Annotated in this window: 13 protein-coding genes and 1 tRNA gene; 4 read left to right on the forward strand and 10 right to left on the reverse strand. The window is 66.8% G+C overall.

Translation table 11 applies throughout. The features are described 5' to 3' along the window. Positions 1-1,254 carry an argininosuccinate synthase gene (locus FBT69_01075; GenBank protein ID MDL1903392.1) on the reverse strand — a complete coding sequence of 418 codons (1,254 nt, stop codon included), beginning with the start codon at positions 1,252-1,254 and terminating at the stop codon, positions 1-3. Between the two features lie 116 nt (positions 1,255-1,370). Here FBT69_01075 and FBT69_01080 point away from each other — a divergent pair, with 116 nt between their 5' ends. Beyond that, a complete protein-coding gene (locus tag FBT69_01080) occupies positions 1,371-2,162 on the forward strand; it encodes a ThuA domain-containing protein (protein ID MDL1903393.1) in 792 nt (263 codons plus the stop codon). Positions 2,163-2,174: 12 nt separating this feature from the next. Here FBT69_01080 and FBT69_01085 read toward each other — a convergent pair whose 3' ends face one another. The 6 genes from FBT69_01085 to FBT69_01110 all read right to left on the reverse strand — a co-directional run bounded on the left by FBT69_01085 (position 2,175) and on the right by FBT69_01110 (position 10,248). Then, positions 2,175-3,545, reverse strand: a complete 1,371-nt coding sequence (locus FBT69_01085; GenBank protein MDL1903394.1) for a 2-oxo acid dehydrogenase subunit E2 — start codon at positions 3,543-3,545, stop codon at positions 2,175-2,177. A 37-nt stretch (positions 3,546-3,582) separates the two neighbouring features. Next, a complete protein-coding gene (locus FBT69_01090) occupies positions 3,583-4,596 on the reverse strand; it encodes a pyruvate dehydrogenase complex E1 component subunit beta (GenBank protein ID MDL1903395.1) in 1,014 nt (337 codons plus the stop codon). 74 nt (positions 4,597-4,670) lie between these two features. Continuing rightward, entirely contained in the window at positions 4,671-5,282 is a 612-nt protein-coding gene (locus FBT69_01095; GenBank protein ID MDL1903396.1) for a hypothetical protein, read from the reverse strand. An 8-nt stretch (positions 5,283-5,290) separates the two neighbouring features. Beyond that, positions 5,291-6,412, reverse strand: a complete 1,122-nt coding sequence (gene pdhA / locus FBT69_01100; GenBank protein MDL1903397.1) for a pyruvate dehydrogenase (acetyl-transferring) E1 component subunit alpha — start codon at positions 6,410-6,412, stop codon at positions 5,291-5,293. Between the two features lie 120 nt (positions 6,413-6,532). Next, entirely contained in the window at positions 6,533-8,827 is a 2,295-nt protein-coding gene (locus FBT69_01105) for a S41 family peptidase (protein MDL1903398.1), read from the reverse strand. Positions 8,828-8,943: 116 nt separating this feature from the next. Further along, positions 8,944-10,248: an MFS transporter gene (locus FBT69_01110; GenBank protein ID MDL1903399.1), complete on the reverse strand. Its 1,305-nt coding sequence runs from the start codon at positions 10,246-10,248 to the stop codon at positions 8,944-8,946. 90 nt (positions 10,249-10,338) lie between these two features. On the opposite strand from FBT69_01110, the gene FBT69_01115 reads away from it, so the two are divergent. Then, positions 10,339-10,412 (forward strand) — tRNA-Arg (locus FBT69_01115). An 89-nt stretch (positions 10,413-10,501) separates the two neighbouring features. Further along, entirely contained in the window at positions 10,502-11,326 is an 825-nt protein-coding gene (locus FBT69_01120; GenBank protein ID MDL1903400.1) for a hypothetical protein, read from the forward strand. On the opposite strand, the gene nth is transcribed toward FBT69_01120, so the two are convergent. Beyond that, complete coding sequence (nth, locus tag FBT69_01125) at positions 11,244-12,104, reverse strand: endonuclease III (protein ID MDL1903401.1); 861 nt, start codon at positions 12,102-12,104, stop codon at positions 11,244-11,246. The two genes, FBT69_01120 and nth, sit on opposite strands and share 83 nt — an antisense overlap. Next, positions 12,034-12,663: a hypothetical protein gene (locus FBT69_01130; GenBank protein ID MDL1903402.1), complete on the reverse strand. Its 630-nt coding sequence runs from the start codon at positions 12,661-12,663 to the stop codon at positions 12,034-12,036. Before FBT69_01130 ends, nth begins: the two co-directional genes overlap by 71 nt. A 39-nt stretch (positions 12,664-12,702) precedes the next feature. Between FBT69_01130 and FBT69_01135 the strand changes: the two genes are divergently transcribed. Beyond that, complete coding sequence (locus FBT69_01135; protein MDL1903403.1) at positions 12,703-13,464, forward strand: hypothetical protein; 762 nt, start codon at positions 12,703-12,705, stop codon at positions 13,462-13,464. Between the two features lie 68 nt (positions 13,465-13,532). Here FBT69_01135 and FBT69_01140 read toward each other — a convergent pair whose 3' ends face one another. Continuing rightward, the gene (locus FBT69_01140; protein MDL1903404.1) at positions 13,533-14,684 is read right to left on the reverse strand and encodes a PEP-CTERM sorting domain-containing protein; all 1,152 of its coding nucleotides are present in this window, start codon (positions 14,682-14,684) and stop codon (positions 13,533-13,535) included.

Consider the following 14,684-nt stretch of genomic DNA (forward strand, 5'->3'; position numbering starts at 1 on the left):
TCACGACCGCCCGCCGCCCGGTCCGAACTTGAGGGCCGCGATACGCTCGGGCAGGCTGAGCAGGCGGATGAACCCTTCGGCGTGTTTCTGGTTGTAGACCTCGTCGGCGGAGAAGGTCGCGTAGCTCTCCTCGTAGAGGCTGTAGGGTGAGGAGCGGGCGACGAGGGTCGCGCTGCCCTTGTAGAGCCGGACGACGGCGCGGCCGGTGAGGCGTTCGGCAATCTTCTCAGCGCACGCACCGAGGGCTTCGCGCAGTGGTGTGAACCAGCGGCCGTTGTAGACGAGTTCGGCAAATCGCACGGCCATCTCGTCCTTCCAATGGGAGGTCTCGCGGTCAAGGACGCACTGCTCGATGCCGCGGAGTCCCTCCACGATGACCGTGCCGCCGGGCGTTTCGTACAGGCCACGGGACTTCATCCCGACGAGACGGTTCTCGAGGATGTCCACACGCCCGACGCCGTGTTCTCCAGCGACTGCGTTGAGGTGAGCTACGAGTTGTTCCGGGGCGAGGCGTTCGCCATCGACCGCGACGGGGCAGCCGTGCTCGTAGTCGATCGCCACGTCGCGAGGCTCGTCGGGCGCGTCCTTCGGGCTTCGGGTGAGCATCCAGACGTCGTCTGGCGGCGGGCAGGCGGGGTCTTCGAGCGGGCCGCCCTCGTGAGAAATGTGCCAGAGGTTGCGATCGCGGGAGTAGAGCTTCTTCGCGGTAGCGGTGGTGGGGATGTTGCGCTCGGCGAGGTAGTTCAGCAGGTCCTCGCGTGAGCGGAGGTTCCAGTGCCGCCACGGGGCGATGACTTCGAGATCGGGTGCGAGAGCGGCGAAGGTGCTCTCGAAGCGCACCTGGTCGTTGCCCTTGCCGGTGCAGCCGTGGGCGAGAGCGTCGGCCTTGAACTCGCGGGCGACATCCACCTGCGCCTTGGCGAGCAGGGGGCGGGCGATCGAGGTGCCGAGCAGGTAGCGGCCCTCGTAGACGATCCCGGCGATGAGCGTGGGGAAGACGTAGTCGCGGATGAACTCCCGGCGGAGGTCCACGACCTTGCAGGCCGATGCGCCGGACTTGAGGGCTTTCGTCTCGATGCCTGCGAGTTCCTCCTCGCCCTGACCGACGTCGCCGACGAAGGCAATGACCTCGCAGTCGATGTTCTCACGGAGCCAGGGGATGACGGCGGAAGTGTCTAGACCGCCGGAATAGGCGAGCACGACTTTCCTGGGCATGGGAACTCCCTCATTCCGGACCGTCGTCGGCCGGGCCATGACGATAGCCGGCATCAGAGCGGGTTGACGTGAGCAGAGGCATCCCGGCCTTCGGCTTCGGGGCGTCGAGAGGATCACGGTGGCGGTAGGATGAATGCTGCCACGGAGACCAAGCCATGGTTCGTCTGATGCTGGTGTCGTTGCTGTCCTTGCTGGGACTGATGCCGAAGGCGGCCCTCGCTTCGATGGAGAACGGACCGGAGTTTCGCGTGCTGCTCTACAGCCGAACGGCCGGTTTCCGGCACGGGTCGATCGCGGCCGGCATCGCGGCGGTGACGAAACTGGGCGAGAAGCACGGGTTCGTCGTGGATGCAACCGAAGACCCCTCCGAGTTCACCGACGAGAACTTGGAGCGGTACGCCGTGGTGCTGTTCCTGAACACAACGGGCACGGTGCTCGACGCCGAGCAGAAGGCTGCGTTCGAGCGGTTCATCGCCAAGGGTCGGGGCTGGGTCGGCGTGCACTCCGCTTCGGACACGGAGTACGAGTGGCCGTGGTACGCGGGGCTGGTGGGGGCGTATTTCAAAGGGCACCCGGCGATCCAGGAGGCGACGATCCTGGTCCACGATCGGGATCACCCATCGACGAAGATGCTCCCGGAGCGCTGGGTGCGCACGGACGAATGGTACACCTTCCGCGACAGCCCGCGCGGCCGCGTCCACGTGCTGATGTCGGTCGATGAGCGGACCTACGAGGGCGGCGGAATGGGTGACGACCACCCGATCGCGTGGTGCCACGAGTACCGGGGCGGCCGGGCATGGTACACCGCGCTGGGGCACACCAACGAGTCGTACGAGGAGCCGCTCTTTCTGGAGCACCTGCTCGGGGGAATCCGGTGGGCTGCGGGGGTGGAGGAGGGCGCTCCTGCTCAGGCGCCGGCTGGCACGCCCGTGTCGTCGTCGCCTTGAGGCGGACTGCGATCACACGAGCAGCGAGGCAGGTCGTTCGAGCATCTGCTTGACGGTGTTGAGGTACTGGGCAGCCATCGCGCCGTCGATGATGCGGTGGTCGCTGGACATCGTCATCGCCATCTCGCGGAGGGTGGCGATGCGGGTCTTGCCGTCGTCGTCCTGCTCGATGGCGGGGCGTTCGATGGCCCGCCCGACGGCGAGAATTGCGGCGTTCGGGGGGTTGATGATGGCGGTGAAGTGATCGACGCCGAACATGCCGAGGTTGGAGATGGTGAAGGTTGAGTCGCTCATTTCCTCGACGGAGAGGCCTTTCTCCCGGGCCTTGGCGGCGAGGCGGCGTGTCTCGTCGGAGATCTGGCGCAGGCCGACCCGGTCGGCATCGCGGATGACGCCGACGACGAGGCCGCCGCCCTTTTCGGCGGGGAGCGCGATGGCGACGCCGATGTTGACGCGCCCGTGCAGGCGGATGGCGGGTGGGTCGTTGCCCTTGCTCTCAACCCAGGATGAGTTGACGAAGGGATGCTGGTGCATGGCGAGGGCGCAGGCGCGGACGAGGAAGTCGTTCACGCTGAGTTTCACGCCCTGCGGCTCCAGCTGCTCGTTCAGTTGCTCGCGGAGCGAGAGCAGCGCGTCCATGCGCGCGCTGACCGTCACCTGGTAGTGGGGGATGGTGGCCTTGCTCTCGACGAGGCGGCGGGCGATCGTCGCTCGCATGTTCGAGAGCGTGACCGTGCGGTCCTCGAGCCGGGCCGCGGTCAGTTCGGGGAGAGGCGCCGGCGGCACCTTCGCGGCGACCATGCGCTCGGTCTGTGCATCCGCGGAGGCTGGGCGACGGGGAGCGGCTGTCGGTGCGGCGGCCTCGACGTCCTTGCGCGTGATGCGGCCGGAGGGGCCGGTGCCCTCAATGGACGCGAGATCGAGGCCCCTTTCTTCCGCGATTTTGCGGGCAAGCGGAGAGGCAAAGACGCGGGCACCGTTGCGATCGGCGCGTGAGGCATCGGATGCAGAGGTCGCGATCGCGGTGGATGCCCCCGGACCGTCGCTTCGCTCACGCCCTGCATCGGCGCGCGCGGACGTGGCGGTTCCAGCCTTTGCGCTCGACGTTGTGAGAGCGCTGCTCCCGGCTGCGGCGGCATCCTCGCCCTCACCCGCCAGCACGGCGATGACGGTCCCGACCGCCACGGCCTTGCCCTCGTCCACGGCGAGCCTGGCGATCGTGCCCTCGTCGAAGGACTGGAGTTCCATCGTGGCCTTGTCGGTCTCGATGTCCGCGATGACGTCGCCGGAGGAGACCGAGTCGCCCTCCTTGACGTACCACTTCACGACGGTGCCCTGCTCCATCGTGTCGGAGAGACGGGGCATGGTGATCTCAATCGGCATCGAATCGTCCTTGGCGCGAGTGCGGTACCGGCATGGATCAGGCCAGTGTACGCTTCACCGCCGCTGCGATCTTCTCCGGATTCGGCAGGTACGCGGCCTCCATGTTCTTCGCGTAGGGCGTCGGTACGTCGTCGGTGTTGACGCGAGTGGGGGGGGCGTCGAGCCAGTCGAAGGCTTTTTCGGTGATCTGAGCGATGACCTCGCTCGCCACGCCTCCGAATGGCCAGGACTGGTCCACCACGACGACACGGTTGGTCTTCCGCAGGCTGCGGACGACGGAGTCGAGGTCGAGCGGACGGACAGTTCGCATGTCGAGCACGTCGCACTCGATGCCCTCGGAGGCGAGCGATTCAGCGGCTTCGAGGCAGAAGTTCACGGGTCGGCCGAAGGAGACCAGCGTGCAGGCGTCGCCCTCGCGGGCCAGGCGAGCGCGGCCGAAGGGGATGTAGTATTCCTGCTCGGGGACGTGAGCCTTGTCGCCAAGCATGCGCTCGGACTCGAGGAAAAAGACGGGGTCGGGGTCGAGAATGGCGGTCTTGAGGAGCCCCTTGGCGTCGTACGGGTTGCTGGGGATGGCGATCTTCATGCCGGGGACGTTGGCGTAGAGGCCCTCGACGCACCAGGAGTGAGTGGAGCCCAGTTGTCCGCCCGCGCCGTTGTTGCCGCGGAAGACGACGGGGCAACCCCACTGACCGCCCGACATGTAGAGCATCTTGGGTGCGTTGTTGAGAATCTGGTCGGCGGCGACGAGGCTGAAGGACCAGGACATGAACTCGATGATGGGGCGCAGGCCGTACATGGCGGCGGCGATGCCGAGACCCGCGAAACCGTTCTCGGAGATCGGGGTGTCGATGATGCGCTTGGGGCCGAACTCGTCGAGCATGCCCTGGGAGACCTTGTACGCGCCGTTGTACTCGGCGACTTCCTCGCCCATGAGAAAGACGCGCGGGTCACGGCGCATCTCCTCGGACATCGCTTCGCGGAGCGCCTCGCGGAACTGGATGACGCGGTCGCCCTCGCGCGACGGGAGTTCGGCGTCGAAGTCGGGCACGGCGTAGCCGCCGGGGAGGGCGGGGTGCTCGACGAGCCGGGCGCGGGGGGGGAGGGGGGAGGCTCTGGATGCAGTCAATGTGCGAATCTCCGAGAGGGGGTGTCGTGTGCCGCAGCGAATGTTTTGAGCAGAAGCAGGAACTCATCCGCACTTCCACAACCCCCGCAAGACCAAGAAGCTCGCTCGTTGAGCCCGGCTGCGAGAACCAGTTTCTCAACCAGCATGGTGGTCACTGCTGCGAGCCGTTTGGTGCGTGCGGTTCGGATGTCGCCATGCCTCATGGGCACAAGGATCGTCGGAGGGTCGGTGTGCGCGATTCGTTTGACTCGATGCTCTTTGACCGGTTCGATACGTCGTCTGAGCCGCTGCGCACAGCGTCGCAAGCCACCCGCGGGTGGGATGTTACCAGTGGGCTTGTCGAGGCGGTCGATTGCTCGGATAATGCTGGTTGCAGAACGGCTCTGGTCGCTGAGTTTGGTCAGCCTCAGGAGTACGGCGTTCTGAATCATATCACGGAGATGCCATGCCATGTCGGGCACCTCTTCAAGAATCTCTATGTGTGGCGCAATCTCATTCAGAGGTGCGATGACGAACACTCGTTCGAAAAAGCACCAATCGCGGCGAAGTCCGGCGGATTCAGGCGTGAGTGCGAGAAGCATTTCTCGTTGTTCTTTGGTTGGCGTCATCCCGAGGATCACAGCAGCGGGTTCTTCTCGCCGTGGACGTAGTCCCGGATCGGGCTGGACTGCGGCAGGGGGTTGATGAACACGTCGCTGTAGAGTTCGGCCTCGATGTTCGGGGCGGGCGCGGACTCGGCGAAGTCCACCGCCTCCTTCACGATCGCACGGATCGAGCGCTGCATCTCCTTCCACTCGTCCTCGGTGAGGCACGCGCGGCCGCCGTCGTCCTTGCTCCGCATCAGGTGGGATGCAAGGGCAGCGATCGAGTCACGTTCCTTCCACTCGTCAACTTCCTCCTTCGTGCGATACTTCTGCGGATCGGACATGGAGTGGCCCATGTACCGGTAGGTCTTCAGGTCCACGAAGGCGGGGCGCTGAAGGTCGCGGCATTCCTCGGCGAGTGGGCGGAACTGGTCATAGACGTTCAGCACGTCGAAGCCGTCGATCTCGACGCTCTTGATGCCGTAGGACTCGCCGCGCATGGTAAGCCGGTCGTGGTTCGCGGTGTGCCGGTGGATGGCGGTGCCCATGGAGTAGCCGTTGTTCTCGATGACGTAGATGACGGGCAGCCCGAAGAGCGAGGCGAGGTTGAGCGCCTCGTGGAACGCGCCCTGGTCGATCGCGCCGTCGCCGAGGTAGCAGAGGCAAACCTTCTTCTTCCCGGTTTCGAGCACCTCCCACTCGTAGCGTGCGGCAAAGGCGAGACCCGCGCCGAGGGGGGTCTGTGCGCCGACGATGCCGTGGCCCCCGAAGAGCCAGTTGGGCTTGTCGAACATGTGCATGGATCCGCCCTTGCCCTTGGCGCAGCCGGCCTGCCTGCCGAACATCTCGGCCATGCAGACCCGGGGGTCCATGCCGCGTGCGAGGGCGTGCCCGTGGTCGCGGTATGCGAGGATGACGGGGTCGTCATGCTCGACGGCTGCGATGGTGCCGACGGCCGAGGCTTCCTGCCCCGAGTAAATGTGGCAGAAGCCGCCGATCTTGGCCTGCTGATAGGCCTGCATCGTGCGGGTCTCGAACTCCCGGATCAGCTGCATGTCGTGCAGCCATTTCAGGAGCGTCTTGTCCGGGAGCGCGTCAGACGGGCGGTCGCCCTTGGTGTGCGCGCGCGGGTTTTTCGCGGAGGTCTGGGACATCGTGGCCCGTCCTGATTCGGGGGTGCGCTGAGATCGCCGCGGCAAGTGTAGGAAAGCGCACCCAACCCGACAACGAACAGGCACCGGGGCGTGCTGGGTGCTCCGCAACGCTTTGACGGCTCAGCGCACGGCCGAGGCCGGCTCGCCGACGGGCTTCATCGTCGTTCGTGAGGCGATCGGCGCGAGGGTGCGGCTCTGGAGCAGGACGAGGGCGGTGTTGAGCTGCAGGTCGATGCCCTTGGCGAGGAGGTCATCCGGGTCGGGGGCCGGCTCGGCGTCGTCGCGCTTCGCGGCGCCGTTCTCGTCGAGAACGAGCAGGTCGGCCTTCTGGCGGAGCAGGAGCGAGGCCTCGATCTGCGAGGGGAGCATGGACACGGTGACGTCCGGCTCGATGCCCCAGCGCGTTTCGCCGGGGTGGCGCTGGCGGTGGATGAGGCGGCCGGCGGGGAGTTTGTAGTACTGCGTGGTGAGTTTGAGCATGGCGTCGGTCTGCACGGGGAGTGGCCAGACGTTCTGAACGCTTCCCTTACCGAAGGAGCGTTCGCCGACGACGATGGCGTCGATGGTGCCGGTTCGCGCGTAGTCCTGGATCGCGCCAGCGACGATTTCGCTCGCGGAGGCCGAGCCTTCGTTGATGAGCACGACGATCGGAATGTCGGCGAGCGTCGCGCCGCCGAGCGCGGTTTCGACGCCGGCGACGGAGCCGTCTGCCGCCTCAGTGGTGACGATGCGACCGCTCTCGATGAACTGGCTGGCAACGCCCACGGCTTCGTTCAACAGGCCGCCGGGGTTGAAGCGGAGGTCGAGGATGAGGCCGCGCAATCCAACCGCGCGCATCCGAACGATGGCGCGCTCGAGTTCCGCGGTCGTGTTCTCCTGGAACTGCGTGAGGCGGACATAGCCGATGCCTGCCTCGCGGTCGATGAACCACTCCCAGTCGTCCTCGCGCTCCCCGCGTTTCCAACCCTTTACGCTCTTGACGTCGATGACGTCACGGGTGATGACGAACTCGATCTCCTGTGTCTGCCCGTCGATCTCGCGCTCGATCGTGAGCGTGACCTTCGTGCCGCGCGGGCCGGTGATGACGTCGACGGCCTGGTCGAGGGAGAAGCCGACCGTGGAGATGCCGTCCACCTTGCTGATGACGTCGCCGGCGCGGATGCCGGCCCGCTGGGCGGGAGTGCCTTCCAGCGGGGTCACGACGGCGAGGCGCTGGGCCTCGTCGAGGTGAATCTGCACGCCGATACCGACGAATGAGCCTCGCGTGTTGCGCTGGAAGCGTCGGACTTCGTCAGGCCAGATGATGGAGGAGTACTCGTCCAGCCTGCCCATCGCGCCGTTCCCGAACTCGTGGAGCAGGGCCTCTTCGGGGATGCGCAGTGTCAACTGGTTGGTGGAGAGAAGGGATTCGATGAGGGCGGTGATGTCGCGGACGCCGAGGACGCGGTTGCCATGGCGCAGTTCCCCTCTGGCCTGGTCCACAAACTTCACCATCGCATCGCGGGCCTTGGGATCGGCTATGCCGGGGAAGGCTTCGCTCAGGCACTCCGTCGAGGCGAGGGTACGGATGGCTTCCAGGCCGCCGTCGAGCAGCGATGCCGTTGTGACGCCCTCGACGTTCGATTGGGCCGCCTTGAGCAGGGCGCGGATGACGAGGTAGCGGCTGATGCCGTTGAGTTTCTGCGACCACCCGTCGGCGGTGGCGTTGTAGGGCGGGAGGGGCGTGTCCATCTCCATGAGGCGCCGCGAGTTCCGGAGTTGCCAGAGTTTCTCGGGAACGTAGAGGCGGATCATCGCCAGGCGATCGTTCTGGCGGTCGAGGTCGGCGAGGTACCTGCCGTCCACTTCCTCCGTCAGCACGTTGAGGCGGTGGAACAGTTCGCTGGCCATGAGCCAGTCCGCGCGAGACTCGGCACCCTTGGCCGCGGATTCGGCCCGCGCAATCAGTTCCGCCACGACCGGTTCACGCACGACAGCGCCGGCGTCGCCCACGAGCATCTGCCACTCGGCCGCGAGCCGCATCGCCTTGCTCAGGTCGAGGTCGGTCGGCGCGCCCTCGGTGGGCCGCAGCGCAGTCTCGATCTCAGCGCGGACAGTCTCGATGCGAGAAACACGCTCCGCGTTCCGTTTCTCGAGATTTGTCTCGAAGAGTTCGAATGAGTCACGCAAGCGGGCGATCGGCTCCTCGACGGCGTCCGTTGGGAAGTCCGAGGCAAGCCCCCGCAGCGCGCCCTCGCCCTTCTCGCGGGCCGTCGCCCAGACGCGCGCCGACCAAGCGTCGTCAATGACGGCTGCCCGGCTCTCCGCTAGCGCGTGCTGCTGCTGGGCATGCGCACTCGGCGTCGGGATCGGACCGGCGGAAAGGAGAACGACCAGCCCCGTCGCCAACAATCCCGACGTGCCTCTGATGCTCATGGTTGCTCCACACACTCGGCGTTATCGGCCGGGGCACGCCGCACCGGCCGCGTCCAGATCGACCCGTCGCTCGGGACGGTTCAGCAGGGGCGGGTCTCTCCGAACGCCGCTCCATGCTATCGGTCATCCCCTTGTACGGTTGCCCCGTTTGGGAGGTTTGCGGCATTTGCCTTCGCACCGTGAAGGACGAGGCGGGCGACGACCAGCCCAACGCCTGCGAGAACAACACCGACGGCAGAGAGCACAGCGACCTCGACGGCGACGCCGGACAGAAGCCCGGATTCGACGCCCAGCGTGCCGGCAAGACCGCAGGCCGGCCCCAGGGTGAAACCAAGCCCGATGAGGGCCTCGTGCTTCCCCCCGGCGGAGACCTCGGCTTCGCCGACCTCCATCGCGTAGTAGAGGGCAGCCGAGTAAACGATGCCCATGCCAAGGCCGAGGATCGAGAGGCCGACGATCATCGCAACGGTGCCCGCAACACCCGCGCCGACGAGCGGCGAGAGGACGCTGACAGCGAAGCCCATGCCCAGCAGGATGGCCCCGGCAAGAGGGGTAGGCCATCGGCCGTGCCAGCCGTGCCATCGCTCCATCACGAAGAAGATGATCACGCGGCTCGCCATCCAGGTCGCGACCAGCGGTGTCTGCCATGCGACGGCGACGCCGATGCGTTCGACCGCCGTTGGGGCGAAGGGCTGCCACGCTGCGGCAATGAAGTAACTCGTCGGAAGCAGGATTCGCAGGACGCCGAGGAGTGAACGGTACACGGGAGGGTGTGGTTCATGGCGGCTCTCGAGGTGCCGGCCAGGCTCCGCGCCGAGTGGCCAGGTGATCGCGGCGGTGAAGACGTGCAGCACACCGAGGATGGCGATGATGCCGAGCGGCCAGGGCTTGACCAGCGGAGCCATCATCCAGAAGGCTGCGACGACGGCGACGCCCCAGACGACGTTGAATCGGCCGATGGCCGAGCGGAGTGCCTTGTCGCGTCGGCCCCCGCTCAGGTAACTCTCGATCATGGGCCAGAGCGAGCCGGAGAGTGCGCTGTAGCAGGCCGTAAAGACCCAGATGGCCCACGTGCCGGCGTTCAGACGATCAGCGAGCACGGGCAGGAAGCACAGCACGCCGAGCGATGTGGTCACGAAGATGAGCACGGCGCGAGTGCTGATCGCCTTGTGCCGGGCCGCAAGCCTGAGCAGAAGCGGGCTGACGCCGAGCGCGCCGGCGACGTAGAAGATGCCGAGGAGGAGCCCCAGGCCGTAGTTGGCCGTCGCGCCGAATCCGTAACTCTCCCTTGCGACGAAGAAGACGCCGTTGGTGACGATTCCCGTGCCCAGGCTGTTGACAAATGTGACGGCTAAAACGGCCCAGAGGGGCGCGCAGACGGGCTTTCGGCCGGAGTGTGTCGGCGTGACGGCGGGGTGCATGTGTGGGCTGGGAATGGGGTGCGATGTTGCCGGGTCGGGCGGCTGATCGTACCATCCTCGGTGCGGGGCGTTCGTTCGTGCCCCGGGGATGCGCCCGTAGCTCAATTGGATAGAGCGCTGCCCTCCGAAGGCAGAGGTTCCGCGTTCGAGTCGCGGCGGGCGTATTGAGGGGTCAGGCCGACGGGCGGGGGTCGCAACCTCGGGCCGCGCCGGTGGTTGACTCTCGTGGCGCACCCGCGCCGAGGAGATCCGCATGAACGCTTGGTGCCGCCGGTTGGTGCCGTTCGGCCTCGTGTGCCTTGTGTCGGTCGCGTCGGGCGTCTGCCTGTTCGGTGCCCAACAGGCTTTCGCTCAGGGCGAGGGACAGCCCGCGGGCGAAGCGCTGCCTTCGGCCAAGTCCTTGTTCGAGCGTCACGTGGAGGCTGCGGGAGGCTGGGAGACCTTCAAGAAGCAGAAGAACCGCGTGATGCACGGTTCGTTCACGAGCAACCTTCCAGGGTCTCCTCGGCTCCTGCTCACGATCTGGGCGGCTTCGCCAGACCGCCTCCGTGTTGAGATCGACGAGCCGGGCGTGGGCAAGACGATCCGGGCGTTCGACGGCAAGGTCGGCTGGGAGACCACCCGCGCCGGCGTGACGGTGCTGTACGAGGGGGATGAACTCACCGACTTCCGCGAGACGGCATACTTCAACGGCGAGGCTGACTACGACAAGTTGTACGCGTCGTACGAGACCGTCGGCCGCGTCAACATCGGGGACCGCCCGGCCTACCACGTCAAGGCGACTTCGCCGACGGGCAAGGAATCCGCCGTGTATTTCGATGTGGAGACGGGGCTGCTGACGGCGAAGGCGACGACGCTCAGGAGCGAGCGCGGCAACGAACTGATCCGTGCTCTCTTCCAGGACTACAAGGAGTGGGAAGGATTGAAGTTCCCGATGCGGGTGGTGCAGGCGATGGGGCAGACGGAGTGGCGTGTGCAGTACACCCGCATCGACGTCAACGCTGACGAGTCGAAGTTCCCGAGTTTTTCGCCGCCGCCCGGGGCGATCGCGCCGAGCGCGCAGCCGCCCGGGAACTGACCTTCTCGGAGTCTCTGGCGGTCGTCTTCGTCTTGGCCGACTTCGACGAGACGCGCAGCTCGCACGAGGTTCCGAAGCGCCTGCAGACCGGGTGGTCCGAGCATGAGGGCATTCGTGCCTTGCAGGCGCGCCGCCCGTGCCAGATGAGCATGTGGCTGAGGTCGCACCAGCGGCTTTGAGGGAAGAGGGCCATCAGGCGGCGTTCGATCTGCGAGACGTTCGAGCCGGGCGGGGCAAGTCCGAGCCGCACGGCGAGGCGCTCGACGTGGGTGTCCACGACGAAACCCTCGTTGATCCCGTAGGCGTTGCCGAGGACGACGTTGGCGGTCTTGCGGGCGACTCCGCGCAGCGTGAGCAGTTCTTCCATGGTGCGAGGCACTTCGCCGCCGAAGCGGTCCGCGACCTCCTTCATCGCTTCGTGGACCGCCCTGGCCTTGTTGCGGAAGAAACCGAGTGTCTTGACGTATGGCTCGATCTCCTCCGGCGAGGCGTCGGCGAAGGCGCGGGGGGTCGGGAAGCGCTTGAAGAGCGCGGGGGTCGCCTTGTTCACCGCCACGTCCGTCGTCTGAGCGGAGAGGATGGTTGCTACGAGCAACTCGTGGGGCGTGCGATAGTCGAGTTCGCAGTGCGCGTCGGGGTAGGCCGCTTCGAGCCCGCGCATCAGGTCGAGAGCGCGGCGCTTCTCGGCTGCGGTGGGCGGTGCATCGTCAGCCCGCGCGGGCTTGCGGAGCTTCGCGGGCGCCTTGGCGGGCCTCTTCGGCAGCGTCTTGCGGGGCATCGTCGTCTCTCCTCGGGCGTGTCGCGTCAAACGCGCCCGCCGCCAACGCGAGCAGCACGAGCGCGGCATTGATGGTCATCCCCCTCGTCGCCGTGGGGTGCAGCGCCCCGAAGGCGGCACGTTCCTCTTCCGCGAGTTCACTGTCACCGGCCATCGCAGCGGCGCGATAGGCGGACAGATGCAGGTCCATGCGGGGGCGCAGCGAGAGCAGTTGCCACGCCAGCGACACGCTCAGCGCGGCAACAAGCCCGATGCGAACGATCGGCACGAGCCGGTGCCCGCCGAAGAAAGCGCCGGCGATCGGCAGCGTGAGCCAAGCGACGCCGGCAAGGGCGACCTGAGCGCCGTCGCTGGCCCGGAAGAACCGCTCGGCGACATGCCCGGCGGCGAGCGTCCAATGGGGACGGTCGAACGCGGCGTAGGTGGGGAGCGTGGGGTCGAGAGCCTTCATGGCCGGGAAGATCATGGCGGCGGCCGTGCCGGTAGCGACCAGAATGCCCAGCCACAGCCCGAGTGTGGCGAGGTGGACCGACTCGACGGCTCGACGGAGCGGAGACATGCCCGCATGGTATCGGGGAGCAACGGCCTACAACTTGGCGTGATCGGCAGGCCCCCACTGAGCATGGCCTTGTGTGCGCTGCGCACACGCGACGGTGGGGAGGCGCGTGCGCAGATTGAGTCGGTCGCGGCGGCCGGGTACCGGTGGGTGCAACTCGACGCCGCCGCGCCCGGGGTTCGCGCCCGTGAACTGTCGCGCTCGGCGCGGCGGGATCTGGCCGCGCTCCTGCGGCGGTGCGAACTGGGCCTCTCGGGGCTGGACCTCTGGATCCCGGAGGAGCACTTCGCGCTGCCGGAGCACGCCGATCGGGCCGTGGCGGCCACTATGCAGGCCATCGCGCTCGCGGCGGACCTCGCCACGCTTACCGCCTCGCGGGGGCGCGTCGTCTCGATCCGGCTGCCGCAGGCGATCGCCGACGGCGTGGAGCGCTCGCTGCTCGACGCCGCCCAGCGATTCGACGTGCGAATCGCCGATCATGCGTTCCCGGTTCGCGAGCCGGCTTCGTCGGATAGTCCGCTCGGCGTCGGCGTGGACCCCGCCGCCGTGATGATGGCGGGAGAAGACCCGGCCGCGATCACCGCCCGGATCGGTGGCCGGCTCGCAGGCCCCCGTTTGAACGATCTGGATTCCGCAGGGGGCCGCGTCACGCCCGGCCACGGTCGCCTGGACGTCGAAGCCTACCTCGCCGCGACGTCCGTGGCGGCGTGGAACGGGCCGCTTGTGGTGGACCTCCGAGGGCTGACTTCATCAGCGGAGCGAGCGATGATCGAAGTCCTCGGTGAATGGGGAATGTCAACGTAGGGCTTTGACAAGAAGCGTGGTTGGCCCGTTCTCTTGCCGATTCTGGGTACGCCTCATGCGAGCCTTCGTCAGCGTCGGTACCGCGCTGTTGCCGCAGCGAGCGCAAAGATCGCAAGCGAAGCTGGAGCAGGGATGGGGATATGGGCCATCCAGGCTTCCTGCTGGAGGGTGCCGCTCAGGCCGGTGCCGACGATGAAGAGCGTATTGTCCACGACCGTGATGCTTGTCGCCTCCATCAAGCGCCAGCCCATGGCCTGGGCGTCCACGCCGTGCTCGAGGAGGACTTCGCGCAACGAACGCATCCCCCATTCCTCGGACCAGATGAACGCCTCCTCCTTGACGCCGTTGTGGGAGCGGCCGACGACATACCTGCCATCAGAGGTCACGCCGTAAGCATAGCTGAGTTTGGTCGTCTCGCTCAGGAACCCAAGCCCTCTCATGCCCCCATCGGCGGTCCAGAGGAAGGCTTCGATGGCGTACTGGCCGTTGCTTCCACCACCTCCGATCGCCTTGCCTGTCGTGGAGAGAGAGACCGCCGACGCGTCCTTCCAACCCGGCGGCAGGCCCAGATCGACCATGCCGGTCTCTTCGCGCCAGAGGAAGATGCGCCCCCCGCTGGAACCCGCAATGACCGTGCCGTCATCGGTCACCCCCGCAGCGCTGCTGCTCGATGCGCCGGGAAGGAAGCCAAGACCCACCATGCCGGTCTCCGGCGTCCAGCGGAAGGCCTCGCTGCCTCCAGCTGGCCTCCCGAAACCGACAACAACGCGACCGTCACTTGAAACGCCGTTGGCGAAACTCCAACCATCGAGCCTTCCGAGTGCTTCGAGGCCGACACCATCTGCCCAGCGGAAGGCTTCACCTCCGCTGCTGCCAACCACATAGCGGCCATCTGCAGAGACCGCGTTGCCATAGGACTCGATGGCGCCGTCGAGTTTTCCGAGCGGGATCATGCCCTCGTCGTGCGTCCATCGGAAGGCCTCGAATGAACCCGGGAAACCGCCGCCGGAAAGGCTGTAGCCCGTGACGGCGCGGCCGTCAGAAGACACCCGCGAAGCGATGCTGTTGAAGTCGCCGCCGGGCAGGTCGCCGAGTCCGAAGAGCGTCGCCGAGCGTTGGGCGTGCGCGGCCGATGCGAGGGCGGTCGTCGCCAGGATGAGGAAGCGGACGAACAGAGGGCGTTGCATCTGCGGACCTGATTGGGTTTCTTGACAGCGCAT

This window comes from Synechococcales cyanobacterium CNB (assembly GCA_030263455.1).
In the GTDB taxonomy this organism is placed as follows: Bacteria; Planctomycetota; Phycisphaerae; order Phycisphaerales; family UBA1924; genus CAADGN01.

Coding starts and splice junctions, on each gene's coding strand:
- FBT69_01080 (MDL1903393.1), top strand. CDS start 1,371: ATGGTTCGTCTGATGCTGGTGTCGTTGCTGTCCTTGCTGGGACTGATG.
- FBT69_01075 (MDL1903392.1), bottom strand. CDS start 1,254: ATGGCCCGGCCGACGACGGTCCGGAATGAGGGAGTTCCCATGCCCAGG.
- FBT69_01130 (MDL1903402.1), bottom strand. CDS start 12,663: ATGTCTCCGCTCCGTCGAGCCGTCGAGTCGGTCCACCTCGCCACACTC.
- FBT69_01140 (MDL1903404.1), bottom strand. CDS start 14,684: ATGCGCTGTCAAGAAACCCAATCAGGTCCGCAGATGCAACGCCCTCTG.
- FBT69_01105 (MDL1903398.1), bottom strand. CDS start 8,827: ATGAGCATCAGAGGCACGTCGGGATTGTTGGCGACGGGGCTGGTCGTT.
- nth (MDL1903401.1), bottom strand. CDS start 12,104: ATGCCCCGCAAGACGCTGCCGAAGAGGCCCGCCAAGGCGCCCGCGAAG.
- FBT69_01110 (MDL1903399.1), bottom strand. CDS start 10,248: ATGCACCCCGCCGTCACGCCGACACACTCCGGCCGAAAGCCCGTCTGC.
- FBT69_01085 (MDL1903394.1), bottom strand. CDS start 3,545: ATGCCGATTGAGATCACCATGCCCCGTCTCTCCGACACGATGGAGCAG.
- pdhA (MDL1903397.1), bottom strand. CDS start 6,412: ATGTCCCAGACCTCCGCGAAAAACCCGCGCGCGCACACCAAGGGCGAC.
- FBT69_01095 (MDL1903396.1), bottom strand. CDS start 5,282: ATGACGCCAACCAAAGAACAACGAGAAATGCTTCTCGCACTCACGCCT.
- FBT69_01120 (MDL1903400.1), top strand. CDS start 10,502: ATGAACGCTTGGTGCCGCCGGTTGGTGCCGTTCGGCCTCGTGTGCCTT.